The organism is Achromobacter sp. K91, assembly GCF_003576205.1.
GTDB classification, from domain to species: Bacteria; Pseudomonadota; Gammaproteobacteria; order Burkholderiales; family Burkholderiaceae_B; genus Achromobacter; species Achromobacter aegrifaciens.
Map to the genome: position 1 here is coordinate 172,709 of NZ_QWFB01000044.1, position 21,640 is coordinate 194,348.

Here is a 21,640-nt window from a genome sequence, read left to right on the forward strand (position 1 = left end):
GTTGGATAGTGGTTATTGGATATTGGATCCAAAAATATGGGGCTTAAAAAAACGAGGCTCGGGCCTCGGTCCGTCGCCCTTGGGGGCGCCGGCTTGAACTGGATCATGGATCCAATATACTCACATTAAAAGGGCTGCGGGTAGCGGCTGTCTCTCGGGGTTTTCCTGGGCATGGCGGCCCTGTTTTCCGCCCAGTCCTGCCGTGCCGCCCCCGCCGCACGGTGCAACCAGGCAGGTTTCATGTCCCAGAATTCGCCGCTTTCCGCTTCCAATCCGTCCCGTTCCCAGGCCGCCAGCCCCGGCCGCCTCGTGCGCAAGACCGCCGTCGAACTGGTGGTCGACGAACTGCGCGACCGCATCCTGTCCGGCGCGATTCCCCCCGGTTCCGCGCTGCGCCAGGAACTGTTCGCCGAGGAACTGGGGGTGAGCCGCCTGCCCGTGCGCGAGGCCATCCGCCAGCTCAGCGCCGAAGGACTGATCGACATGATCCCGCATCGCGGCGCCTACGTTTCCATGCTGTCGCGCGCCGAGGTGCAGGAGTTCTTCGACATCCGCCTGCGGCTGGAGCCGTGGCTGTTGCGCCTGGCCGTGCAGCAGCATCAGACGCAGGATCTGGATCTGGCGAGCCAGGTGGTGGCGCAGATGGACACGGCCGAGCCTGAGCAATGGGGCCGCCTGAACTGGCAGCTGCATGAACTGCTGTACCGCTCGGCGCAACGTCCCGCCGCGCTGGCCATGGTGCGCGCGCTGCATGAAAAATCCGAACGCTATTTCCGCTTCCAGATCGTCAACGCGCCGATCCGCCAGCAAGCCCACGACGAGCACAGCGAACTGATCGCGCTCGCCCGGCAGGGGCGGGCCGAAGACGCCGAGGCCGCGCTGGAGCGGCACATCGGCGAAGCCGCCGAGCAGATACTCGCCATCGTCGACCATCTGCTGGATGCGTCGGCGCTGCAGGAACCTGCCTAGACGTCCAGCTCCAGCGTGCCGCAGCCGCGCGACACGCAGACCATCATGCTGCGGTTGGCGGCGCGTTCCTCGTCGCTGAGCACGTAGTCGCGGTGGTCGACCTTGCCGGACAGCACGCCGGCTTCGCAGCTGCGGCACAGGCCTTCCCGGCAAGAGTACGGCCAGGCGACGCCGGCCGCTTCCAGCACATCCAGCACCGACTTGTCCGCGGGCACTTCGTGGCAGCCGCCGCTGCGCGCGAGCCGCACGGCAAAGCTTGAACCGGGCTCGGCCGCAGCAGGCGCGCTGGCGGAAAAGCGCTCGAAATGCACGCGCGCCGCGGCGATTCCGCCGCGTTCGCAGGCCGTGGCCACGGCATCCATCAACGGCCCGGGGCCGCAGCAATAGACATGCAAGCCTGGTTCCCCCAGCGCGCCCAGATAGGCGTCGAGGTCGCAGCGCGCGCCGCCTTGTTCGCTGTCGACATGCAGCGTCACGCGCTCGCCGTGCAAGGCCAGTTCAGACAGGTAGGCTGCCGCGTCGCGGTCGCGCACGCAGTACAGCAGCCGCCAGGGCTCGCCGCGCCTGACGCTTGCATGGATCATGCTGAGGATGGGCGTGATGCCTATGCCGCCCGCGATGAATACATGGCCGGCGGCCTGCGCATGCAGCCCGAACAATTGCCTGGGCTCGCCGATATCCACCAGGTCGCCCTCGCGCAGCTGTTCATGGATGTAGCGCGAACCGCCGCGCGTCTCGGCCGCCAGGCCGATGCCCAGCCGGTACACGCCCAGTTCCGCCGGGTCGCCGCAAAGGGAATACTGCCTGACCAGGCCATTGCCCAACGCCACATCCACATGCGCGCCGGCCTCGAAGGCCGGCAGCATGGCGCCGTCAGGACTGCACAGCGTCAGGCCGAGCACGCCGCGCGCCTCGCGCACGATGCGGCTGATGACTAGCCGGCGCATTTCAGGCCACCGCCTGCGCCGGGCGCACGCCGGACGCGCCGGCTGCCTGCTGCTCTTCTTCGATGCGGCGCGCCACCACCCAGCGGAACTGGGACAGCGCGGCGTCGATGGACAGCGGCACCATCTTGAAGTCGGGCGCCAGGGACAGCGAGCGCTGCTGCGCGGTGATGATGTCGCGGTCTTCGTCGAAGGCATCCACCACGCTCTGGTGGATGGAGGCAGTGACCTCGGGCCGCTCGATCGAGAAGTTGTGCGGATGCGCGAAGAAGTAGTGCGTCGAGGTTTCGGTTTCGGGCGTCAGGGCCTGGCAGCCGCGGAATTCGATCGCGCCGGCGCGGTTTCCTTCTTGTGCGCCGTCTCCGGCCGGGGCCATGCCCGAGTCCATCAGCAGGATGCCGGGCAGGGTGAAGTTGTAGATGTTCCAGCGGTCCACCAGGCCTGGCCATTCGCGGACCTTCTTGGCAAAGGCCGGCGCTTCGGTATTGAGCGTCCAGCGCGTGATGCGCACGCCGTCGGGCAGCCGGTCGACCTTGGGCGAGACCGAGGCATAGTCCTCGCTGCCGCCCAGCGTGGTCGGGTGCACGAAGGGCAGGTGGGAGAAGTCCAGCAGGTTGTCTGCGATCAGCAGATAGTTGACGTCATAGTGGATATAGCCGTCCAGGCTGCGCCAATCGGGATGGTCCAGCCATTGGGTGTCGGGGATGAGGGCCGGATCCGCGCGTTCCGGATCGCCCATCCAGATCCAGATCCAGCGGTGCCGCTCCACTACGGGAAAGGTCCGCACCCGGGCCTGAGGCGGAATGCGCGCCTGCGCCGGGGCCTCGACACAGGCGCCGCTGGGATCGAACTTCAGGCCGTGGTACATGCAGCGCACGCAGTCGCCTTCGCGCCGTCCCACCGACAAGGGCGCGCCGCGATGGCAGCAGCGGTCTTCCAGCGCCACCAGCCGGCCGGCGCCGTCGCGGTACATCAGCACGGGAACGCCGGTGATGGTACGAGAGAACAGGCCGTCGGCGCTGACTTCCTGGTCCCAGGCGGCGACGTACCAGGTGTTTTTGATGAACATGGATGAGCTCCTTGGTTTACTTGACGTAGCGCCAGGCGCCGTCCTTGATCTGCACCATGACAGCGGCGCGCTCGTCATAGCCCACGTGGTCGGTGGGCGACATGGTGGACACGCCTTGCGAGGTCACGGCGTCGCGCGTGGCTTCCAGCGCGTCGCGCAGGCCCGCCCTGAATTCCGGCGTGCCCGGCCTGGCCTTGGGCAAGGTGGTCTTCAGCGCCTGTTGCAGCACGATCCCGGCATCCCAGGCGTTGGCCGCGAACACCGACATGGAATCCTTGCCGTGGGCGGCTTCGTAGCGCTGCGTCAGGTCCATGGCGACCGCGCGTATCGGGTTGGCCTGGTCCAACTGGCTGGCGACCACGACCGGGCCCACGGCGAACAAGGCGCCCTCGGCGTCCTTGCCGGCGATGCGCAGGAACTCGCGGTTGGCGATGCCGTAGGTCTGGTAGATGCGGCCGGCATAGCCGCGCTCGCGCAGGGACTTCTGCGGCAGCGCCCCGGGCGTGCCGGACGCCGCCACGATGACCGCGTCCGGCCTGGCGGCCAGCAGCTTCAGGGTCTGCGCCGTGACGCTAGTGTCCGTTTTCACGTAGCGCTCGGAGGCAACCAGCTTGATGCCGGCGCGCTGCGCCTGCGCGGAAACTTCGGCCAACCAGCTGTCGCCGTAGGCGTCCGCAAAGCCGATGTAGCCCAGCGTCTTCACGCCGGCGGCCTGCATGTGCGCGACGGTGCTGGCGACCATCAGGTTTTCGTTCTGCACCACCTTGAACACCCAGTGGCGCTGCGCGTCCATCGGCTCGACCAGCTTGGCCCCGGCCGCCAGGCTCATCAGCGGCACTTTCTTCTCCTGGGCGATAGGCAGCAGGGTCAGGGTGGCGGGGGTGACGGACGTACCCAGCACCACATCGACGTTATGCTCGTCGACCAGCCTGCGGAAGGCGCGGGCGGCGCCGGTCGCGTCCGAGGCATCGTCCAGCACGATGTAGCGCACCGCCTCGCCCGCGATCTCGCGCGGCAGCAGGTCTATCGCGTTCTTGGCCGGGCCGCCCAGCGATGCGGCGGGGCCGGTGAGCGACAGGATGACGCCGACGCCGACATCGGCCGAGGCGGCGTTACAGGACAGCAGGGCGCACGAAACCAGCACCGCGCGCACGGGGTGTAGAAGGGGCTTCAAGATGTTGTCTCCTTGTGGAAACGCCGGTCTGCGCGGCGTTTGACAAGACGATAGATAGCGGCGGAATATGCGTCAATGTCATGAGCATGATTCTGGAAATGCACGCTATGCATAACGAGAAACTGGACCTCAACCTGCTCGCCGTCTTCGACAGCCTGCTGCGCGAGCGCAGCGTGACCCGCGCCGGCGAGCAGCTCGGCCTGTCGCAAAGCGCCATGAGCCACGCCGTGAACCGCTTGCGCGCGTTCTTCGACGATCCGCTGTTCGTGAAGACCGGCCAGGGCATGCAGCCCACGCCCAAGTCCGAGAGCCTGGCGCCCACCATCCTGGCGCTGATGGCGACCATACGCGGCCAGGTGCTGTCGCAAGCGCAGTTCGATCCGGCCTCGGCGATGCGCGTGTTCACCCTGTGCATGACGGACATGGGCGAACTGGTGTTCCTGCCGCCGCTGATCAAGCGCTTGCGCGAACTGGCGCCGCATTGCACCCTGCGCACGCGCCAGGTGCCGCTGCAGCAGGTCGAGCCGCTGCTGGCGTCCGGCGAGGTGGATCTGGTGCTGGGATCGCTGCGCGCGGCGCCGCAGGGTCTGTTTCAGCAGCAGCTCTTCATGCACCGCTTCGTGACGCTGGTGAGCGTGAAGAACCAGGAGGTGGGCGACGAGCTGACCCTGGAACAATTCCAGCGCATGCCGCAGATCGTGGTGACCTTGGCCGGACGCTCGTCTGAAGCCTATGACAGCGCACTGGAGGAGCAGGGCGTCAAGCGCAACATTTTCCTGTCCACGCCGCACTTCCTGGTGGTGCCGCTATTGCTGGACCAGCACCCGGATCTCATCGCCACGGTGCCGCAGGAGTTGGGCAATGTGTTCGGCGGCTACGGCGTGGTCAAGGTGCTGGAGCCGCCGCTGCCGCTGCCGTCCTTCGCGCTGCGCCAGCATTGGCATCCGCGCTTTCACCAGGATCCGGCGATCATCTGGCTGCGGGAACTGGTGAAGGATACGTTCGATGGGTATCCGTGGGACGGGGCGAGGCTCAAGCAGGGTGGGCGCGACTAGAGATCCGCATAGCGCGGCAGCAGGTCCTGGTCCACCAGGCGCATCTCGATGCGGTTCGCCAATTCGACGTGGCTGGCGTTGTCCAGCGAAAACACTTCGTTCGCGACGCTGACGATGATGGTGCCGGTTTGTTTCTTTCCGGCAGCGGGAACGGGAATCAGAGCCTGGGCTTCCGGGACTTGCTCGGGAGTGATCACTTGGGGAAGGTAAAGCATCCAGCCGACGCCAGGTTTGTCGTCGAAAACCTTTTTTGCAGCGTACAGAGTTGGATAGACTGATACGTAGTATGGGCGGAACAATTCGGCGATACATCTGAGTATGTCCTCAATGTATGACGCAGAACCCGACAAAGCGTCATCATACAAAGTGATACTCAGTGAGTCCGGCAGGAACTTGTCACTGACGTGGCATGCGATTGATGCTCCCTTGCTTTCGTCCTCGTAGCCATCCCAAAGCGCGACGTGCGTCAGGCTGGAGTCGTTCCGATACTTGTGCTTGAGCATTGCGAGAAGTGCCGGCGAAGGCCGTCCATCTTCAAACGCAGGGTAGAGATAGGCCTCCTCAAGGCTATTGCCTTGCGCATACCATGTACCCAAATCCGTTGCCTTGGACTTCATGGCTGACGTGACTGTGTACAGACGGCTGACGATTTCGGAGAAATCGTCCGACATGAGCGACTCGTCTCTGAATTGAGCGATTATTTCCATTTGACGGATCTCACGGCAGGTACATCGATGCTACGCCGTTCATTGCAAGCGTGGGTGTCATCATGGCTTTGGTTTTTGGGGTTTGAAAATACCACATGAGTTTGGTTGGCGGGTTTGCTCGAACGGCGCGCGCCTGTCGCCTGATGGTGTCTTCCATTACGGTGAAACCGCCAAACCATTTTTTTGATTTTCCATTTTCCAGTATGAACTGATCGTAATCGCCCTTTGTCTCCTGCAACAGGCATTCCGCCGACACGAAGCCGTCGAAGTCGATGTCAAAATTCTTGCCTAGCGCGACTCCCTGCCAGTTCCATTCATCGCTCCACAAACAATACTCCGTGTCGTAGTCGAATCCGGTAATCCTGGCCTGGTATGCGTAGGCGTTCCAATTTGCCCCATGCCTGCGTCTGACTTTCATCCCCAGGTCCGGCGGGCATTTCTTGCACGGTTCTTCGGTCCTGGGCAAGGCGCGGTCGGTGGGTTTGGCTTCACTGTCTTCCCGAGGCGTATCGCCTGGTAAAGTGGTCACGCCTCCCAGCACGGCACCTGCCGCGGCGCTTGCTGCCGCCCGGCCGAGCGCTGCCGCTATGGCTTCCGCTACCCATCCCGCGATTGGTATTGCCAGAGGTCCGGGCATTCTTCCTTACTCCCTTTGCTCTTGTTGAAGCCGTTGGCGCGATTGCCATTTCATCACTTGCATGTAGTCATGGAATCGTTGATCGGCGGGGCGTCCGGGCTTACGGATCCAGGCAAGAAACCCGGGTTTTTCATAGAATCCAGGAACCAGCGCCTCGGTCCGGAGGAAGTCGACAAGATTCGCATCCTCGTCTATCCCCAAGGCCCGCGCCTGGGCAAGGGCCGTGGCTAGTCTTTCGCTCAAGCCTGCCTCGGCCAGCCCAGGGTAGTCGCGCAGGATGTCTTGCTCGACCCCGTGCAAAAAGCCCTTGGCGTCGATTGCACATAGGCCTGCAACCTGTTGTGGAGTGAATTCAAGCACCATGGGCGGAATGGATCCTGATGAGTTTGCCGTTGCGCTCCACAAGCCAGTCCTGGACGGGGGCAAAGAACGTGGCCCGTTGCTCGGGGGTCAGCAGCGCTGCAATGTCGTCCGCAATTCTTGCGTCGTAATAGCGCAGCAATGCAGTTGTCCCGTTGGGCATGCGCACGTCCAATCGCGCCCGCAGCGCTTCGGCCAGATCGTCCATTGCGTAGCCGCTGACGATCCAGGTGCATCCAAGCTCGCTTTCCGCCAGGCGTTGCAGCGCAGGGATGTGCGCGCTTCGATCGGCGGAGCAATCCAGCAGCCATGGGCCGGCATGAGCCAGCGCTTCATCAGGCGTGCCGTCGAACAGCGCCACGCAAGATGAGGAGCGGAATAAGGGCTGTGTAGCCGACACTTGTGCGTGCAGCAGCGCGTCAACCAGACCGTAAAGCCGCAAGGGAAAATTTGTTTGCTGCAGACGGGCCGCGAAGTGTTCCTCTGCCTGTATCGCCACCGGGCTACCCTCGAGCAACGGTGGTTGCGGCATTGCGGGCAGCGGCCTCCAGGCACTCCTGGCACAGCGTGTCGCTCTGCGCGGTTGCCATTGGAGCGGGATCGGACAATCCTTGGGCCATACCGATGCGCGCCACCATCTGTGACGCTATCAGTACGGCGCCGCAGGCGGTGCGCATCCCCTCCACGGCGGTGTCCTGGCCCATGAATGCATGATTGCGCCCCGGATCCGCCAGGATGGGAAAGGCGCCCTTGCATTTTGGGCAGGTGACTTTATGCCCCACCAAGGCGATCTCGCGTCCAAGAAGCATCGAGGTGGGGTGACCCTCGGCTACGGTCCCGCCGTGCGAAGTCCGATCTCCCTTTCTGATGATGGAACGTTCAGACATGCAGCCTCCGTCTTGGTCGAAGCCGAATTTAGCATTGTTCGACGAAGGGGCGCGTTGACGAGGATCACATGCGGGCAGACGGAGGTTGCGCAGCCCTCAATTGATCTTGATATTGCGTTCCTTCACCAGCGCCTTCCACTGCGCGGTCTCGCGCGCCAGGTGGTCGCGCAGTTCGTCCGGCGTGCCACCAATGGGCTCGGCGCCGATGGAGTCCAGCGTGGCGCGCACCTTGGCGTCGTTCAATGCGGCGCGCATGGCGGCGTTCAGTTTCGCGACCACGTCGGGCGGCGTGCCGGCGGGGGCGAAAGCCGCGAACCAGGGCATCAGTTCATAGCCGGGCAGGCCGCTTTCGGCCACGGTAGGCACGTCGGGCAGGGCGGCCGAACGCTTGCTGGTCGTTACCGCCAGCGCGCGCAGCTTGCCGGCTTCGATGTGCGGCTTGGCGGAGGTGATGCTGTCGAACATGTAATCCACCTGTCCGCCCAGCAGGTCGGCGACGGCAGGGCCGCTGCCCTTGTAGGGCACGTGCAGCATGTCCACCTGGGCCATGGACAGGAACAGCTCGCCCGCCAGATGGATGGACGTGCCCACGCCGGCCGAGGCGTATGTGTAATGGTTGGGTTGCGCCTTGGCCTTGGCGATCACGTCCTGCACGCTGGTGGCGCCGGTGCGTGCGGGATTGGTGACCAGCACGTTGGGCACCACGGCCAGCAGCGAGATCGGGGCGAAGTCCTTGACCGGGTCGTAGTTCAGGTCCGTGTACAGCGCCGGGTTGACGGCCATGCCGTTGGCGACGATCAGGATGGTGTAGCCGTCCGGCTTGGCGCGGGCCACGCTGGCCGCGCCGATGTTGCCGCCCGCGCCTGCGCGGTTTTCCACGATGAAGGTGGTGTTGAGCTGCTTGCCCATGGATTCGCCCAGGGTACGCGCGATGCTGTCCATCGCGCCGCCGGGCGGGAAGGGCACGATCCATTTGACCGGGTGATCCGGGTAGGTTTGCGCCAGGGCGGCGGACGAGCCCCCCAGCAGCGCCAGGCCCATACAGGCCCGGGCGAGTCGTTGGAATGCAGAGCGCAAGCGCATGATGGTCTCCGTATTGCTGGAATTATTGTGTCGCTGCGCGCCGGCGGTCCGCAGATCACGGGAAGATGTTCCCGCGATTCATACTTTCCATGATCAGGTTCGTGCGATAGCTCAGTATGGCTTGCGTTTTCCCTGCGAGTCCAAGACTATATGGGTTCCGATTAATACCTTTATGGTATGTATAAGACCACGCGATGCAATTGAGGCAACTGCGTTATTTCCAGGCCGTGGCAGAGGAAGGCAGCTTCACCCGCGCGGCCGCGCGGCTGCACATGGCCCAGCCCCCGCTCAGCCGCCAGATCCGTCTGTTCGAGGAAGAACTCGGCGTGCAGCTGTTCGAGCGCACCACGCGCGCGCTGCGCCTGACGGAAGCGGGCCGCTTCCTGCTGGAACAATCGCGCCTGCTGACTGCGCGCCTGGAAGAAGTGCTGGAAGGCACGCGGCGGCTGGGGCAGACCCAGCGGCGCTGGTTCGGCATAGGCTTCGTGCCGTCCTCTCTTTACGGTTTCGTGCCGGAGCTGATCCGGCAGCTGCGCAACGCGGACCCGCAGGTCGAAGTGGGGCTCACGGAAATGACCACCTTGCCGCAGCTGGAGGCGCTCAAGGCCGGCCGCATCGATCTGGGCATCGGCCGCATCCTGTTCGACGATCCCGCCATCGAGCGACGGGTGCTGATGACCGAAGCGCTGATGGCTGCGGTGCCGCTGGGCCATCCCATTGCGCGGCTGCGGCGGGTATCCGTCGAACGCCTGGCGCGCGAACCCTTCGTGCTGTATCCGGCGCGGCCAAGGCCGAATTTCTCCGACCATGTGCTGGGCCTGTTCCGCGCGGCGGGGCACGCGCCGCAGGTGGTGCAGGAAGCCAACGAACTGCAGACCGCCATTGGCCTGGTGGCGGCGGGGCTGGGCGTGACGGTGGTACCGGCGTCGGTGCAGCGCTTGCAGCGGCAGGACGTGGCGCATGTGGCGATAGACGCCGATACTTTTGTGTCGCCGGTGATCGTCAGCTATCGCAAGGACGACACGTCGGCGTTCCTGGCGCGGGCATTGGGGCTGGCGCAGGCGCTGGCCGGTTAGCACCTGAGGAAACATGACCATGCCGGATCAGGCCGCAAAATCCCTCTCCCTCAGGCAATTGGAACTGCTGCTGGCGCTGGCCTCCGCCGACAGCATCGCGGGCGCCGGCGCCCGGCTGGGGATGACGCCCTCGGCCACCAGCCACGCCCTGCGCACGCTGGAGGCCACGCTGGGAGCGCCCTTGCTCGACCGCAATGCATCGGGGGTGCATCTCACCTATGCGGGACAGCAGATTCTGCCGCATGTCAGGGACGTGTTCGCGTCCCTGCAGATCGTGCGCGCGACGGCGAACGCCAGCGCGGGCTTGCGCTCGGGCCTGTTGAATCTGGGTTCGCTGGGGGCGAGCTCCTCCTTGAACATCCTGCCGCAGCTGCTTGAGATGTTCAAAGCCCGCTATCCGGGCGTCGACGTGTTCGTTACCGAGAAGCCGGACCCGGAATTGGAGCGCGCGCTGGTCGAACGCCGCATCGAGATCGGCGTGGTGGCCTTGCCCAAGCCGGATTTCGACACGCTGCCGCTCGTTACCGATGAGCTGATGGTGGTGCTTCCGGCTGGCCACCCGCTGGCCGAGCGCAAGACCATCGCGGTGAAGGAGCTGATCGACTATCCGCTGATCATGACGCGCGCCGGTTCGCAGCCTGTGATTACGCGCATGTTCGAGCGAGCCGGCGCCAAGCCGCACATCGCACACGACCTCTCGCAGATCATGTCCATCCTGGAGTTCGTCAGGCGCGGGCAGGGCATCTCCGTGCTGGCGTCGCTGGTGCTGCCGCAGGCTTACGACGGGCTGGTCTACCGCAAGATCAGTCCCGCCTCCAAGCGCAGGATCGGCTTGGCCTGCCTCAATGAACGCAAGCTGTCGCCAGCTGCGCACGCCTTCTGGGCCATGGTCAGGGAAGCCGCGCCCAAGCTGAAGTTTCCGGTCAAGTAAAGCCGCGCGTCAGCCGTCTTGCTTGGCTCGAAGGCTGCCCTTCATATTGAAAAAAAACTCAATTGAAGGTGAGGATTGCGAATTTTAGACTGCATCGATCGACTCTGATGGAGAAGGCGTATGCAGTCAGTGGAAGCTTCCGCGCTCAGCGGCGTGCGTGTCGTGGACCTCTCTCGCATCCTGGCGGGCCCGAGCGCGACTCAGCTGCTGGGCGACCTGGGCGCGGACGTGGTCAAGGTGGAAAAGCCGGAGGAAGGCGATGACACCCGGAAATGGGGGCCGCCCTACATCAACGACCAGGACGGCCGCGCGACCGCCGAAAGCGCCTATTACCTGAGCGCCAACCGCAACAAGCGGTCGATCGCGCTGGATATCGCCACCGAGGCCGGCCGGGACGCGCTGCATCAGTTGCTGGACCATGCCGACGTGCTGGTCGAGAACTATAAGGTCGGCGGCCTGGCCAAGCATGGGCTGGATTATGAACAACTCAAGAGCAGATACCCGCGCCTGGTCTATTGCTCCATCACCGGATTCGGGCAGACGGGTCCGTACGCCAAGCGCGCGGGCTACGACTTTTTGATCCAGGGCATGGGCGGCATCATGAGCCTTACCGGCGAGCCGCAGGGCACGCCCATGAAGGTGGGCGTGGGCATCGCCGACGTCATGACCGGCATGTATGCCGCCGTCGGCATCCTGGCTGCGCTGCGCCACCGCGACCTGACCGGTCAGGGGCAGCACATCGACATCTCGCTGCTGGACAGCCAGATCGCCTGGCTGGTGAACGCTGGAACCAACTACCTGGCACAGCAGGAGTTGCCCGCGCGCCTGGGCAACGGCCACCCGAACATCGTGCCTTACCAGGTATTCGACGCGGCGGACGGTCCCATGATTCTTGCCGTCGGCAACGATGCGCAGTTCCGGCGTTTTTGCGAGGTTGCAGGCCTGGCCGGGCTGGCGGACGACGAGCGCTACGCCTCCAATGCGGCCCGCGTCGCCCACCGCGCCGAACTTTGCCAACGGGTACAGGACGCGCTGGCCCTGCGCTCCAGGAAAACCTGGCTGGAACAGCTGGAAGCCGTGGGCGTGCCTTGCGGCCCCGTCAACGATTTGCGCGATGTGTTCAACGACCCGCACGTCCAGGCCCGCGGCGCGCAGTTGCGCATGCCCTGCGCGTGGGCGCAAGGCGGCGAGCTCAACCTGTTGGCGAACCCGCTCAAGCTTTCCGCCACGCCGGTGTCGTATCGCAGGCCGCCGCCGCGCCTGAACGAGCATGCGCAGCAGATCCTGCGCGATTGGACGGCGGGCTGACATCACACATCTTAGACAACACCGCTGCGACGACGGCGGATACAAGAGGAGAGAGGCATGGATAGGAGACAGTTGTTGGCGCTGGCCGCATTGACACCCTTGAGCCGCGCATTCGCGCAGGGCAAGTACCCGTCGCAGAGCATCAGGCTGGTCGCGCCCTATGCACCGGGCGGAACCGTGGACATCCTGTCGCGGCAGCTGGCCGAGCCGATGCGCGCCAGCCTGGCCCAGTCGGTCATCGTGGAAAACCGCGGCGGCGCCGGCGGCACGCTGGGCGCTGACGCCGTGGCCAAGGCCCGACCCGACGGCTACGCAATCCTGTTCGGGGCGGTGCATCACGCGATCGCCCAGTCCGTGTATCCGAAGCTGGGATACGACATCCGCGAGATGACGGCGGTGGGCTTTCTGGGGCGCGTCAACCATGCGCTGATCGTCAACAAGGATCTGCCCGCGCAGAATGTGCAGGAGCTGGTGGCGCTGCTGAAGGCCAACCCGGACAAGTACAGCTATGCCACGCCGGGCGCGGGCACCATGCAGCACCTAATGGCCGAATATTTCAAGAACGTCACGGGCACCCAGATGATGCACGTGCCATATCGCGGTTCCGCGCCGGCGATCGTGGACATCATTGCCGGGAACGTCCACATGATGTTCGAAACCATGCCTTCGGCCATCCAGCACATCCGGGCGGGCAGCGTGCGCGCCATCGCGGTGACGTCGAAGGTCCGTTCACCCAGCTTGCCCGATGTGCCCACGGCGGCGGAGAGCGGCGCGGCCAATTACGACGCGACCAGCTGGTACGGCATCTATGCGCCGCCGTCCACGCCCGCAGACGTGGTGCGCGTGCTCAATGCGGCGGTCAACGCGGCATTCGCCGACCCGGCTTTCGTGCAGCGGTGGATCGCACTGGGCGCGGATGCGGGCGGCGGCACGCCGCAGGAGCTGGCCGCGCTGACGCGCAGCGAAGTCGCGCGCTGGGCCGAGGTGGCGCGGCGCGCGGATATCAAGGTGGGTTGATGCCGGCGGCCCTGGCGGCCCGGCCGGAGTTTTGCACGTAGCAAGGATGAACCATGACTGAACTTACCCAAGAGCAATTGGCGCTGCAGCAGCGCGCGCGCGAACTGGCGCAGACCGTATTCAAACCGACAGCCGCAGCCACCGACCAATCCGAGCAGTATCCCTGGGACAACGTCCGTCAACTGCGCGAAAACGGCTTCATGGGCATGACGATCCCGCGCGAGTACGGTGGGCGGGGCCTAAGCTATCTGGATACAGTCCTGGTCGTGGAGGAAATGGCCAAGGCTTGCGCCACCATGGGGCGCATCACCGTCGAAGCCAACATGGGCGCGATCGGCGCCATCATGCAGTACGGCACCCATGAACAGAAGGCGCTGGCCGCCGAGTGTGTATTGGCTGGCGACAAGCCCGCCATCTGCATCTCGGAACCCCAGGCCGGCAGCGCGGCCAGCGAAATGGGCACTTGCGCAGTCCGTCAGGGCGATGACTACCTCATCAACGGCGAGAAATACTGGATCACCGGGGGCGGGGTGTCTCGCCTGCACCTGATCTTTGCGCGCGTGTTCGACGACGGCGCGGATCTGGGCATAGGCGCCTTCATCCACGTGCGCGAACCGGACGCCGAGGACGATGGCCTGGAGATCGCCAAGCGTTCCTACGCCATGGGCGTGCGGGGTATACCCGAGACCTACATCGCGTTCCGGGATCTCAAGGTGCACAAGTCCATGCTGGTGGTTCCGCCAGAGGGCTTGAAGCGCGGCTTTGCCGGGCTGATGCAAGCCTACAACGCCCAGCGCGTGGGCGCGGGCACCGTGGCGTTGGGCATCGCGCAGGGCGCCTTTGAAGAAGCCGTCGACTACGTCAAGCAGCGCCAGCAGTTCGGCCGGCCGATAGCGGAGTTCCAGGGCTTGCAGTGGATGGTCGCCGACATGGCCATCCAGTTGAATGCGGCGCGGCACATGCTGCATGCGGCCGCAAGCAGCGGCACGGCGCGGACCTTTGGCTTTCCGGACCTGTCGCTGGCCGCGCAGGCCAAGATCTACGCGGCCGAAACGGCGCAGCGCGTGACCAACGACGCCTTGCAGCTGCATGGATCGTCCGGCTATGGACGCGACCTGCCGATGGAACGCCATGTGCGCGATGCGCGCATGTTCACCATCGCGGGCGGCACCGCGCAGATCCTGCGCACCCAGGTCGCTTCCGCCGTGCTTGGGATGAAGCTGCCGCAGACGCGGGATGGGTATATCCGCGGGAAGTGATGCTTGACGACGAATTCCGCTGCGCGTAGCATCTTTTGAACCGATCGGTATAAAAGGAGCTCGGCGATGGAATTCCAAGGCAAGGTTGCGCTGGTCACCGGGGGCACGCGCGGCATCGGCGCCGCCATCGTGCGAAGGTTCGCTGAGCAGGGCGCTGATGTCGCGTTCACTTACGCCAGATCTGATCAGACAGCGAAAGACTACGCCCAGGAACTTGGTGCAACGGGCGCCAGGGTCCTGGCTATCAAGGCGGACAGCCGTGACCCCGCCGCCGTCCGTGCGGCGGTGGAGCAGACTGCCGGGAAACTGGGCAGGCTGGACATACTGGTCAATAGCGCCGGCGTGTTCCCCTACGGGCCTGTCGAGGACGCCACGCTCGAGGAAATCGACGACACCCTGGCGATCCACGCCAAGGCGGTATTCGTGGCCTCGCAGGCCGCGCTGGCTCATATGGGGACCGGCGGACGCATCATTTCCATCGGCTCCTGCTTCGCGCAACGCGTGCCTTATGGGGGCGTGACGCTCTATGCGATGAGCAAGTCGGCGCTCATCGGATTCACCAAGGGCCTGGCTCGGGAGGTCGGCGGCCGCGGCATCACGGTCAATATCGTCGATCCGGGATCGACCGACACCGACATGAATCCTGCCGATGGCCCGGCGGTAGCCGCCGAGTTGGAACTCATGGCGGTCAAACGCTACGCCGAACCCGAGGAAATTGCCGCAGCCGTGGCTTATCTTGCGGGGGCCGAGAGCCAATTCATCACCGGCGCGTCGCTCGCCATCGATGGCGGCTTCACCGCCTAGGGCTGCGGGAAGTCCAACAGAAATGGGGATTCAGATGGCATGGGGTTTCCTGGTTCTGGCCGGCATGCTTGAAATCGTCTGGGCATTGGCACTGAAGCAGGCCGACGGATTGACGAGGTTTTGGCCAAGCCTGATCGGCATAAGCGTCGCCATGCTGAGTCTTGTCCTGCTGGCCTTGGCCCTGAAGCATCTGCCGGTGGGCACCGCTTACGCCATCTGGGTGGGCATAGGCGCTTTCGGCGTGGCGGTTTTCGGCACATTGGTGCTCGGCGAGTACATGTCATCGGCCAAGCTGTTGTTCCTGGGCTTGATAGGCATAGGCGTGGCGGGCCTGCGGATAATTGAAACGTGAATTCTGGCAATCAAGCTAAACCGGCCACCGCGCCGAAAATCGGGCGTCCGAAGGCGTTCGACAAGGACCGGGCCTTGCTGGCGGCCATGCGTACCTTCTGGGCGCAAGGTTATGAAGGCACCTCGATCCAGGATCTGGTCAGCGCCACGGGCGTCAACAAGCCCAGCCTCTATGCGACCTTTGGCTGCAAGGAGGAAATCTTCCGGCAGGCCGTCGAACTTTACGACCGCGTCGAAGGGCGAGCGACGTCGCAGAGCCTCAGCGCAGCGCGGACGGCCCGCGAGGCCGTCGAAACCATGCTGCGATCGAACGCGCGCGCCTATGCCGTCAACGAGGGCCCGCGGGGGTGCATGATCGTGTTGTCATCGCTGCTGGGCGCGCCTGAGAACGAGAGCGTGCGTGCGTTTCTTGCCGCAAATCGGGAGGAAGGAGAATCGACGCTGAGGGAACGGCTTGCGCAAGGCATTGCGGAGGGCGACCTTGCGCCGTCCGCCGATGTCCGGCAGCTTGCCGCCTTCTACACGACCGTGCTTGAAGGCCTGTCGATCCAGGCCCGCGATGGCGCGGGCGCGAAAAAGCTCAACATGATCATTGATGCCGCGATGCTTGCGTGGCCGGCCGGTTGACATTGCCGGCGCAGCTCGTCGCAGCGCTTGCGGGCCAGCTTAGGGCGGGACCACCATCCAGGCGACGATCCGCCGCACGACAGGCAGCAGCAGCAAGAGGCTGGGAAAAGCCACTATCCACGAGGCTCCCCAGGCGCTGGGCCAGTTGAGGACAAAGTCGGGACCCACGCCCACGCTCGCGGCGGTCGCCACCGCTGAAACGATGGCCGACATGAACACGGAAAGAACCAGCGGCATCAGAACGGGGGCATAGTGCCGCGGGAGCTTTTTCAGGGTGGGGCTTGATGAATGGTCAGCCATCTCAATACTCCTTGCCGCCGCGCGCCGCTTGTTTCTCGGCCACCAGGTCCTTGACGTACTCGCGCAGTGAACGCGGATCCCGTCCGAGTGCAGCCTTCAGCACAAGACTGTTTCCTCCAAGCCCGCAGGCCCGGTAGTGATCGAAGACTTTGGACAGAAGAAGCAACTGCTGTTCGCCATAAGGCAGGCGCGCGTCTTGCGCCCACGCGTTGAAACCGGGCTCCAATGCAGTGACCGGAGATCCCAGCTCCTCGGCCAGGGCCGTCACGATGTCCATGCGGCTGTACATGCCGGCGCATAGCTCCAAGGTCGCGTAGGCCAGCCTGTCCTCGGTCAGGGCGATCGCGGCAACCTCGGCCACATCGCGATAGTCCACGCGGGCGATTCTCGTGTCTTTGGGAAAGGGCTCGCTGAAGCGGGAATGGTCGCGGATCGACGGCCAGGCCAAACCGATGTTCTGCATGAAGTTCGCGGGATGCAGGATTGTGTATTCCAGTCCCGACGAGTAGAGCGCGTCCTCCACCGGGATCTTGCTGGCGTGATTGGCCAGTCGCACGTTCGTTGGCTGGATGACCGATGAAAAGACGAACCTCCTCACGCCGCTGCGCTTGGCCGCGTCGACCAGGGCAACGCCCATGGGCGCTTCGTCTGCGGTGAACGCGGGGCCGATATGAAAGACGCCGTCCACACCTTGCGTTGCGGCTGCGAGGCTGTCGACGTCGCGGAGGTCACCGATGGCGGTCTCGGTCGCTCCCAGCGAGCGGGCCTGAGCGGCGCGTGTTTCGTCGCGGACGAGCGCCCGGACCGCGACCTTGCGCCGCTGCAATTCAGGAACGACCAGGCCGGCGAATTTGCCGGTGGCTCCTACGACCAAAACCGTGGGCTGAGTGCCGTTCACAGGGTTTCTCCTTCGTATGCATGTGGGTACGAAGGCAGTGTATTTTCTACCGATTAGTGGAACAATACTTGTGAAATATGAATGTGAATCACGTTATACGAGATAAATAATGAGCCGCCTCGAAGACCTGGAAGCGTTCATCCACATCGCTGAAACGGGAAGTCTGACGAAAGCCGCGCGCCATCTCAGCCGCTCGCTACAGGCCGTCAGCCGTTCTCTTGCCGCGCTGGAAGAGGACGTCGGCGTGCAACTGGTTCATCGCACCACGCGGCATTGCTCTCTCAGCGAAGCGGGCGAGGCGTTCTTCCGGCGGGTCAAACCGGCGATGGAGGAAATAGGCGAGGCCCGGCTGGAGGTTGCAGACCGCCGAGCCGCGCCGTCGGGCATATTGCGTGTCGGCGCGCCGGTACTGTTCGGGCCGGACTTCCTGGTTCCGATCATCGCGCAGTACATGCGCGCATACCCGCAGATGGAAGTCGATCTGCAATTGACGGATACCTTTGTCGACCTGTCCGCCGCAGGCCTCGATCTGGTCGTGCGCATCGCAGACCTGCCGGATTCGGGTTTGCAAGGAAGACGATTGGGAGCCTTGCGCAGAGTCGTATTCGGAGCGCCTTCCTATTTCGAACAGTATGGCCGTCCCGCGCATCCTTCGGACCTGCGGCAGCACGCCTGCATTGTCAGGACTCTCGATCAACGCTCGGGGCAGTGGGCCTTTGAGATAGACGGCAAGCGGCGCAGCGTCGGGGTGCGGGGTCCGTTCCGGACCAACACGATGGCGGCGATCTATTCCGCGGTCAGCGCCGGACTCGGCATCGGTTATTCGCCGCTATGGCAGATCAGGCACCTGCTGGATGCGGGGCAGGTGGAGGTCATACTCGAAGCGTTCGAGTCCAAGCCTGTGCCCATACACGTGCTTTGGCAGGAGCACAGGCTTCCGCCTGCCAAGGTGCGGGCTTTTATTGATTATCTCGCGGCTGGGCTGAAGCTCGATCGGTTCTAGCTGGCACGCTAGACTGATACGTCCGGAGCTGGCCAACGCCGCCCGTATCACTCTCGGCCCAGGAGGATCATCATGCCGGTATTTCAGATCAAGCACTTGGACCATGTCGTGCTCAGGGTTCAGGACCTGACGCGTAGCGTGGACTTCTATACGAAAGTACTGGGCTGCGAGATCAAGAAGAAGAACGATGAGTACGCAATGATCCATCTGAGTGCCGGCGGTTCAATGATCGATCTGGTCGATGTGCAGGGGCCTCTGGGCGCCACGGGCGGGGCAGCGCCAGGGAAAGACCGGCACAACCTGGACCACTTCTGTCTTCGCGTCGATCCATTCGATGAAACGGCCATCCTCGAGCATCTGCGAGCTTTCGGCATTGCTGCGGACAAGGCCGTGATGCGATATGGCGCGGAAGGCGAGGGGCTTTCGATCTACTGCTTCGATCCCGACGGCAATCAGATCGAACTGAAGGGGCCTGCGGTCTAGAGCAGGCGCAAGTCGGGTCTCTGTATTTGATCAACGCACCGGCAGCAGATATCTCAAGGCCTGCATAAAGCCACGCGGCGCCACGGTGAGATGGTCCTCGTCATTCAGGACCACGGACTTCAGTTTCAAACCTGGATATTTCCGGCTTTGCAGCGCCGCCTCCAGCGCCCGGTTGTCGGCGACCATGTCCACCGTCTGGTTGTAGCGCCGGTCGCCTTTGCGCAGGGCTTCGTAGGCGCCAACATAAAGAAAGACATTCGCCGTCAGGTCCCGATGCTGCTGGGCATAGCCCGCTTCCAGCTTCAAGGCATGCCTTTTGTCGTACCAGAGGGACGGGCTGCCGAGGACATAGCCGTTGAACATGCCGGGCTCGGTGAACAGGATCTGCGTCCCCAGCAGCGCCCCATAGGAGTGGCCGAGAAAGAGGGCTCTGGCCGGGTCGGTCCGGTAGCGGGCGGTGATGTAAGGCTTTACCTGATCGCGCAGATACGCTTGATAGGCTCGCGCCTGGCCATGGACCGCATTGGCCGGCGCGGTGCTTGGGCCGTTCGGTGTAGGCGTGTAGTCGCGCTGGCGGCTGACCCCGCCATCCTCGCCTTTGCCATATGACAGGCCGACAAGAATGAACTCCTCGATCCGCGGTCCTTCCACGTTCAGGCGGCGCGCCAACTGCCGGATGATAGGGAAGGCATAGTCGGCGTCGGTAACATAAAGCACGGGGTAGCGCCGTTGCGGCTGCTTCGCATAGGACGGCGGCAAGGCGACGTAGACCTGATAGCCGCGGCCCGACACGGGATCGGGCACGTCCCAGACTTCGCTATCGGCGATTTCGTATGGGCGACCCTCGCCAGATTGCATCTTGGGCGTCGATTGGGCCTGGGCTTGCGTCGGGCCGCCATGTAGGCCGAAGCTGACGAGGAGGGCAATCAACAGGGCATTCAGAAGGCGTCGTTGCATGGGGGAAGGCTCGGCAGCCTGCAAGTTTGAGCACATGAAGTGGGCGGAATTATAGACTGGCACCATAATCCCGGTCCGTTGCCGCCAGCAGACGTGACGAGTTCCTCAAACTTGCTGCCAGGAAGATCGCCCTGCAAATGCGCCGCGGCGACGGCGTTCGTACCTCAAGGAGCAAAATCATGGCCACAACCCTGCGCGCAATCCGTTCAGACATCACGAAGCTCGAGGTGGACGCCATCGTGAATGCCGCGAACTCCTCATTGCTGGGCGGCGGCGGCGTCGATGGCGCCATCCATCGCGCGGCGGGCCCGGATCTAGTGCATGAATGCAGATTGCTGGGCGGTTGCAAGACGGGGGACGCGAAGGTGACCAAGGCCTATCGCCTGTCCGCTCAATACATCATTCATACGGTGGGGCCGGTGTGGCGGGGCGGGGACGGCGGAGAACCGGCGCTGCTGGCCAGCTGTTATCGCCGATGCATCGAGCTGGCGCAAGAAAGAGCGGTCAAGTCGATTGCGTTCCCCAGCATCAGCACGGGGATATATGGGTACCCCATTGAATTGGCGGCGGAGATTGCCGTCAAGACCGTGCGTGAAAGCCTCGCTGGGGATTCTTCCGTCCAAGAGGTGATTTTCTGCTGCTTTTCTCCGGAAGACCTTCTTCAGTATGAGCGCGTCTTGAATCGGCCGACTGTTTAGCCAGCCGATTCCATCCAATGTCTTCCATTCACTCCGGCCTCACCACGTGTATTTCACGCCGATACGGCCCACGTACTGATGGTAGTCTTGCGCGCCCCAGCTGCCGGAAGCATTGACCCATCCTGTCCAACCCTTGGTGAAGTTGGCATGCACGCCCAGCTTCAGTTCATACCGGTCCTTGGGATAAAGGTCTCCGATGGGTAATTGATTGAAAGACACGGAACTGTCGACGTTGCTGTGCCACCAGTTCACGGTTGCGAAGGGTTGGGCCTTGCGGTTGTTGCCAAGGTCAAACGTGGTGAAGGTGCGTACCCCAAGGCGGGTAATGGTCCCGTTCGAATCGGCGCGGTCTACCCGGGTGCCGTTCTGTTCGGTGATGCTGTCGGTGTTGCTGTCGACATAGATGATTTGAGCCTGTGGTTCCAGCGTCCAGTTTTCCCGTAGCTTGAATGCGTAGCCGGCCTCCGCCGATATCGCCCAAGCTTGCGAGTCGTAGTCCACGCGCGGCAGTTCGGCGCCTTGCACCCGGTTGTTGAACCAGCCGTATTGGAACCAGGTGTCCACGTAGGCGCCCAGCTTGGTCTCGTCGTTTTGAAACCATGTGCCGTACACGCCTGCGCTATAGCCGTTGACGCGGCCCTTTGCCTTGTAGGGGTTGCCGTCGGCGCGGGCAGTGCTGTCTGCAGTGCCGTATCCGAGCATGGCTCCGAGGTGCAGGCGATCGGTCTCTGAAAAGAGCTTCCATTGCGCAAGATCGCCGCCGCCCTGCAACAGGAAAAGGTCGGTGCTGACGTCAAAATTGCCGTCACGGCTGTGGCTTCCTTCCCATTTTCCGGAGGTGCGCAGCCAGATCGAATTGCGCTTGCTGCCATCGACTGCGAACGGTTGCGATTCGATGAATTGAGGTTCACCCAAACGGTCGTGCATGCTCTGCACGAACATCTGCCCGACCAGGCGTTGGTTGGCGAGGTAAGCCGCGACTTCGGGCCGATATAGGGGCTCGGGCTCGGGCTCTGGGTCGGGCCTGTCTCTTATACACATCT

General features: G+C 63.7%; 26 protein-coding genes. 13 read left to right on the forward strand and 13 right to left on the reverse strand.

Translation table 11 applies throughout. The features are described 5' to 3' along the window. Window positions 1-240 precede the first annotated feature (240 nt). A complete protein-coding gene (locus DXK93_RS22580; RefSeq protein WP_225590242.1) occupies window positions 241-969 on the forward strand; it encodes a GntR family transcriptional regulator in 729 nt (242 codons plus the stop codon). Here DXK93_RS22580 and DXK93_RS22585 read toward each other — a convergent pair. The 3 genes from DXK93_RS22585 to DXK93_RS22595 are packed head-to-tail and all read right to left on the reverse strand — an operon-like array spanning window position 966 to window position 4,156. Then, window positions 966-1,916, reverse strand: coding sequence for a PDR/VanB family oxidoreductase (locus tag DXK93_RS22585; protein ID WP_119451169.1), 951 nt, complete (start codon window positions 1,914-1,916; stop codon window positions 966-968). The genes DXK93_RS22580 and DXK93_RS22585 overlap by 4 nt on opposite strands. Window position 1,917: 1 nt before the next feature. Next, window positions 1,918-2,982 carry an aromatic ring-hydroxylating dioxygenase subunit alpha gene (locus tag DXK93_RS22590; protein ID WP_119451170.1) on the reverse strand — a complete coding sequence of 355 codons (1,065 nt, stop codon included), beginning with the start codon at window positions 2,980-2,982 and terminating at the stop codon, window positions 1,918-1,920. A gap of 16 nt (window positions 2,983-2,998) precedes the next feature. Next, window positions 2,999-4,156 carry an ABC transporter substrate-binding protein gene (locus DXK93_RS22595; protein ID WP_119451171.1) on the reverse strand — a complete coding sequence of 386 codons (1,158 nt, stop codon included), beginning with the start codon at window positions 4,154-4,156 and terminating at the stop codon, window positions 2,999-3,001. A 107-nt stretch (window positions 4,157-4,263) separates the two neighbouring features. Between DXK93_RS22595 and DXK93_RS22600 the strand changes: the two genes are divergently transcribed. After that, window positions 4,264-5,211, forward strand: a complete 948-nt coding sequence (locus DXK93_RS22600) for a LysR family transcriptional regulator (protein ID WP_166738268.1) — start codon at window positions 4,264-4,266, stop codon at window positions 5,209-5,211. On the opposite strand, the gene DXK93_RS22605 is transcribed toward DXK93_RS22600, so the two are convergent. From DXK93_RS22605 to DXK93_RS22630, 6 genes are all read right to left on the reverse strand, one after another. Further along, window positions 5,208-5,918 (reverse strand): immunity 52 family protein, encoded by a 711-nt coding sequence (locus tag DXK93_RS22605; RefSeq protein WP_119451172.1) that lies wholly within the window; start codon window positions 5,916-5,918, stop codon window positions 5,208-5,210. The two genes, DXK93_RS22600 and DXK93_RS22605, sit on opposite strands and share 4 nt — an antisense overlap. Before the next feature lie 10 nt (window positions 5,919-5,928). Beyond that, window positions 5,929-6,555, reverse strand: coding sequence for a restriction endonuclease fold toxin 5 domain-containing protein (locus DXK93_RS22610; RefSeq protein WP_119451173.1), 627 nt, complete (start codon window positions 6,553-6,555; stop codon window positions 5,929-5,931). Window positions 6,556-6,561: 6 nt separating this feature from the next. Next, window positions 6,562-6,918 (reverse strand): hypothetical protein, encoded by a 357-nt coding sequence (locus DXK93_RS22615; protein ID WP_119451174.1) that lies wholly within the window; start codon window positions 6,916-6,918, stop codon window positions 6,562-6,564. Continuing rightward, window positions 6,908-7,447 carry a DUF4123 domain-containing protein gene (locus DXK93_RS22620; RefSeq protein ID WP_119451175.1) on the reverse strand — a complete coding sequence of 180 codons (540 nt, stop codon included), beginning with the start codon at window positions 7,445-7,447 and terminating at the stop codon, window positions 6,908-6,910. Before DXK93_RS22620 ends, DXK93_RS22615 begins: the two co-directional genes overlap by 11 nt. Then, the gene (locus tag DXK93_RS22625; RefSeq protein WP_119451176.1) at window positions 7,419-7,802 is read right to left on the reverse strand and encodes a PAAR domain-containing protein; all 384 of its coding nucleotides are present in this window, start codon (window positions 7,800-7,802) and stop codon (window positions 7,419-7,421) included. Before DXK93_RS22625 ends, DXK93_RS22620 begins: the two co-directional genes overlap by 29 nt. A gap of 96 nt (window positions 7,803-7,898) precedes the next feature. Further along, the gene (locus DXK93_RS22630) at window positions 7,899-8,885 is read right to left on the reverse strand and encodes a tripartite tricarboxylate transporter substrate binding protein (RefSeq protein ID WP_119451177.1); all 987 of its coding nucleotides are present in this window, start codon (window positions 8,883-8,885) and stop codon (window positions 7,899-7,901) included. Window positions 8,886-9,079: 194 nt separating this feature from the next. Here DXK93_RS22630 and DXK93_RS22635 point away from each other — a divergent pair, with 194 nt between their 5' ends. The 8 genes from DXK93_RS22635 to DXK93_RS22670 all read left to right on the forward strand — a co-directional run bounded on the left by DXK93_RS22635 (window position 9,080) and on the right by DXK93_RS22670 (window position 16,258). Then, entirely contained in the window at window positions 9,080-9,961 is an 882-nt protein-coding gene (locus tag DXK93_RS22635) for a LysR family transcriptional regulator (protein WP_059379704.1), read from the forward strand. Between the two features lie 19 nt (window positions 9,962-9,980). Next, window positions 9,981-10,892 carry a LysR family transcriptional regulator gene (locus tag DXK93_RS22640; protein WP_119451197.1) on the forward strand — a complete coding sequence of 304 codons (912 nt, stop codon included), beginning with the start codon at window positions 9,981-9,983 and terminating at the stop codon, window positions 10,890-10,892. Between the two features lie 120 nt (window positions 10,893-11,012). Next, window positions 11,013-12,200, forward strand: coding sequence for a CaiB/BaiF CoA-transferase family protein (locus DXK93_RS22645; protein WP_119451178.1), 1,188 nt, complete (start codon window positions 11,013-11,015; stop codon window positions 12,198-12,200). 57 nt (window positions 12,201-12,257) lie between these two features. Further along, window positions 12,258-13,217 carry a tripartite tricarboxylate transporter substrate binding protein gene (locus DXK93_RS22650; RefSeq protein ID WP_119451179.1) on the forward strand — a complete coding sequence of 320 codons (960 nt, stop codon included), beginning with the start codon at window positions 12,258-12,260 and terminating at the stop codon, window positions 13,215-13,217. Window positions 13,218-13,270: 53 nt separating this feature from the next. Beyond that, on the forward strand, window positions 13,271-14,476 hold the full coding sequence (acdA, locus tag DXK93_RS22655; protein WP_119451180.1) for a 3-sulfinopropanoyl-CoA desulfinase: 1,206 nt from the start codon (window positions 13,271-13,273) through the stop codon (window positions 14,474-14,476). A 66-nt stretch (window positions 14,477-14,542) separates the two neighbouring features. Continuing rightward, window positions 14,543-15,280 carry an SDR family oxidoreductase gene (locus DXK93_RS22660; RefSeq protein ID WP_119451181.1) on the forward strand — a complete coding sequence of 246 codons (738 nt, stop codon included), beginning with the start codon at window positions 14,543-14,545 and terminating at the stop codon, window positions 15,278-15,280. 34 nt (window positions 15,281-15,314) lie between these two features. Then, window positions 15,315-15,632 carry a multidrug efflux SMR transporter gene (locus tag DXK93_RS22665; protein ID WP_199728322.1) on the forward strand — a complete coding sequence of 106 codons (318 nt, stop codon included), beginning with the start codon at window positions 15,315-15,317 and terminating at the stop codon, window positions 15,630-15,632. Beyond that, entirely contained in the window at window positions 15,629-16,258 is a 630-nt protein-coding gene (locus DXK93_RS22670; protein WP_054454649.1) for a TetR/AcrR family transcriptional regulator, read from the forward strand. Before DXK93_RS22665 ends, DXK93_RS22670 begins: the two co-directional genes overlap by 4 nt. Before the next feature lie 39 nt (window positions 16,259-16,297). Here the strand turns inward: DXK93_RS22670 and DXK93_RS22675 are convergent, their stop codons facing one another. Together DXK93_RS22675 and DXK93_RS22680 are read right to left on the reverse strand one after the other, a co-directional pair. Next, window positions 16,298-16,558, reverse strand: a complete 261-nt coding sequence (locus tag DXK93_RS22675; protein WP_054454647.1) for a DUF2798 domain-containing protein — start codon at window positions 16,556-16,558, stop codon at window positions 16,298-16,300. Between the two features lies 1 nt (window position 16,559). After that, window positions 16,560-17,456 carry an NmrA/HSCARG family protein gene (locus DXK93_RS22680; RefSeq protein WP_054454646.1) on the reverse strand — a complete coding sequence of 299 codons (897 nt, stop codon included), beginning with the start codon at window positions 17,454-17,456 and terminating at the stop codon, window positions 16,560-16,562. A gap of 109 nt (window positions 17,457-17,565) precedes the next feature. Between DXK93_RS22680 and DXK93_RS22685 the strand changes: the two genes are divergently transcribed. Next, complete coding sequence (locus tag DXK93_RS22685) at window positions 17,566-18,459, forward strand: LysR family transcriptional regulator (protein ID WP_119451183.1); 894 nt, start codon at window positions 17,566-17,568, stop codon at window positions 18,457-18,459. Between the two features lie 72 nt (window positions 18,460-18,531). Then, complete coding sequence (locus tag DXK93_RS22690) at window positions 18,532-18,942, forward strand: VOC family protein (RefSeq protein ID WP_119451184.1); 411 nt, start codon at window positions 18,532-18,534, stop codon at window positions 18,940-18,942. Window positions 18,943-18,972: 30 nt separating this feature from the next. Here the strand turns inward: DXK93_RS22690 and DXK93_RS22695 are convergent, their stop codons facing one another. Continuing rightward, window positions 18,973-19,899, reverse strand: coding sequence for an alpha/beta hydrolase (locus DXK93_RS22695; protein WP_225588723.1), 927 nt, complete (start codon window positions 19,897-19,899; stop codon window positions 18,973-18,975). A 179-nt stretch (window positions 19,900-20,078) separates the two neighbouring features. Here DXK93_RS22695 and DXK93_RS22700 point away from each other — a divergent pair, with 179 nt between their 5' ends. Continuing rightward, a complete protein-coding gene (locus DXK93_RS22700; protein ID WP_119451185.1) occupies window positions 20,079-20,597 on the forward strand; it encodes an O-acetyl-ADP-ribose deacetylase in 519 nt (172 codons plus the stop codon). A 39-nt stretch (window positions 20,598-20,636) separates the two neighbouring features. Here the strand turns inward: DXK93_RS22700 and DXK93_RS22705 are convergent. Further along, on the reverse strand, window positions 20,637-21,640 hold a 1,004-nt coding region (locus tag DXK93_RS22705; RefSeq protein ID WP_119451186.1), incomplete at its 5' end, for an autotransporter outer membrane beta-barrel domain-containing protein.

Excerpts from the sequence above, each read along its gene's own strand:
- DXK93_RS22580 (WP_225590242.1), top strand. The coding sequence starts at position 241 with ATGTCCCAGAATTCGCCGCTTTCCGCTTCCAATCCGTCCCGTTCCCAG.
- DXK93_RS22585 (WP_119451169.1), bottom strand. The coding sequence starts at position 1,916 with ATGCGCCGGCTAGTCATCAGCCGCATCGTGCGCGAGGCGCGCGGCGTG.
- DXK93_RS22590 (WP_119451170.1), bottom strand. The coding sequence starts at position 2,982 with ATGTTCATCAAAAACACCTGGTACGTCGCCGCCTGGGACCAGGAAGTC.
- DXK93_RS22600 (WP_166738268.1), top strand. The coding sequence starts at position 4,264 with ATGCATAACGAGAAACTGGACCTCAACCTGCTCGCCGTCTTCGACAGC.
- DXK93_RS22605 (WP_119451172.1), bottom strand. The coding sequence starts at position 5,918 with ATGGAAATAATCGCTCAATTCAGAGACGAGTCGCTCATGTCGGACGAT.
- DXK93_RS22610 (WP_119451173.1), bottom strand. The coding sequence starts at position 6,555 with ATGCCCGGACCTCTGGCAATACCAATCGCGGGATGGGTAGCGGAAGCC.
- DXK93_RS22615 (WP_119451174.1), bottom strand. The coding sequence starts at position 6,918 with ATGGTGCTTGAATTCACTCCACAACAGGTTGCAGGCCTATGTGCAATC.
- DXK93_RS22620 (WP_119451175.1), bottom strand. The coding sequence starts at position 7,447 with ATGCCGCAACCACCGTTGCTCGAGGGTAGCCCGGTGGCGATACAGGCA.
- DXK93_RS22625 (WP_119451176.1), bottom strand. The coding sequence starts at position 7,802 with ATGTCTGAACGTTCCATCATCAGAAAGGGAGATCGGACTTCGCACGGC.
- DXK93_RS22630 (WP_119451177.1), bottom strand. The coding sequence starts at position 8,885 with ATGCGCTTGCGCTCTGCATTCCAACGACTCGCCCGGGCCTGTATGGGC.
- DXK93_RS22635 (WP_059379704.1), top strand. The coding sequence starts at position 9,080 with ATGCAATTGAGGCAACTGCGTTATTTCCAGGCCGTGGCAGAGGAAGGC.
- DXK93_RS22640 (WP_119451197.1), top strand. The coding sequence starts at position 9,981 with ATGCCGGATCAGGCCGCAAAATCCCTCTCCCTCAGGCAATTGGAACTG.
- DXK93_RS22645 (WP_119451178.1), top strand. The coding sequence starts at position 11,013 with ATGCAGTCAGTGGAAGCTTCCGCGCTCAGCGGCGTGCGTGTCGTGGAC.
- DXK93_RS22650 (WP_119451179.1), top strand. The coding sequence starts at position 12,258 with ATGGATAGGAGACAGTTGTTGGCGCTGGCCGCATTGACACCCTTGAGC.
- acdA (WP_119451180.1), top strand. The coding sequence starts at position 13,271 with ATGACTGAACTTACCCAAGAGCAATTGGCGCTGCAGCAGCGCGCGCGC.
- DXK93_RS22660 (WP_119451181.1), top strand. The coding sequence starts at position 14,543 with ATGGAATTCCAAGGCAAGGTTGCGCTGGTCACCGGGGGCACGCGCGGC.
- DXK93_RS22665 (WP_199728322.1), top strand. The coding sequence starts at position 15,315 with ATGGCATGGGGTTTCCTGGTTCTGGCCGGCATGCTTGAAATCGTCTGG.
- DXK93_RS22675 (WP_054454647.1), bottom strand. The coding sequence starts at position 16,558 with ATGGCTGACCATTCATCAAGCCCCACCCTGAAAAAGCTCCCGCGGCAC.
- DXK93_RS22685 (WP_119451183.1), top strand. The coding sequence starts at position 17,566 with ATGAGCCGCCTCGAAGACCTGGAAGCGTTCATCCACATCGCTGAAACG.
- DXK93_RS22690 (WP_119451184.1), top strand. The coding sequence starts at position 18,532 with ATGCCGGTATTTCAGATCAAGCACTTGGACCATGTCGTGCTCAGGGTT.
- DXK93_RS22695 (WP_225588723.1), bottom strand. The coding sequence starts at position 19,899 with ATGCAACGACGCCTTCTGAATGCCCTGTTGATTGCCCTCCTCGTCAGC.
- DXK93_RS22700 (WP_119451185.1), top strand. The coding sequence starts at position 20,079 with ATGGCCACAACCCTGCGCGCAATCCGTTCAGACATCACGAAGCTCGAG.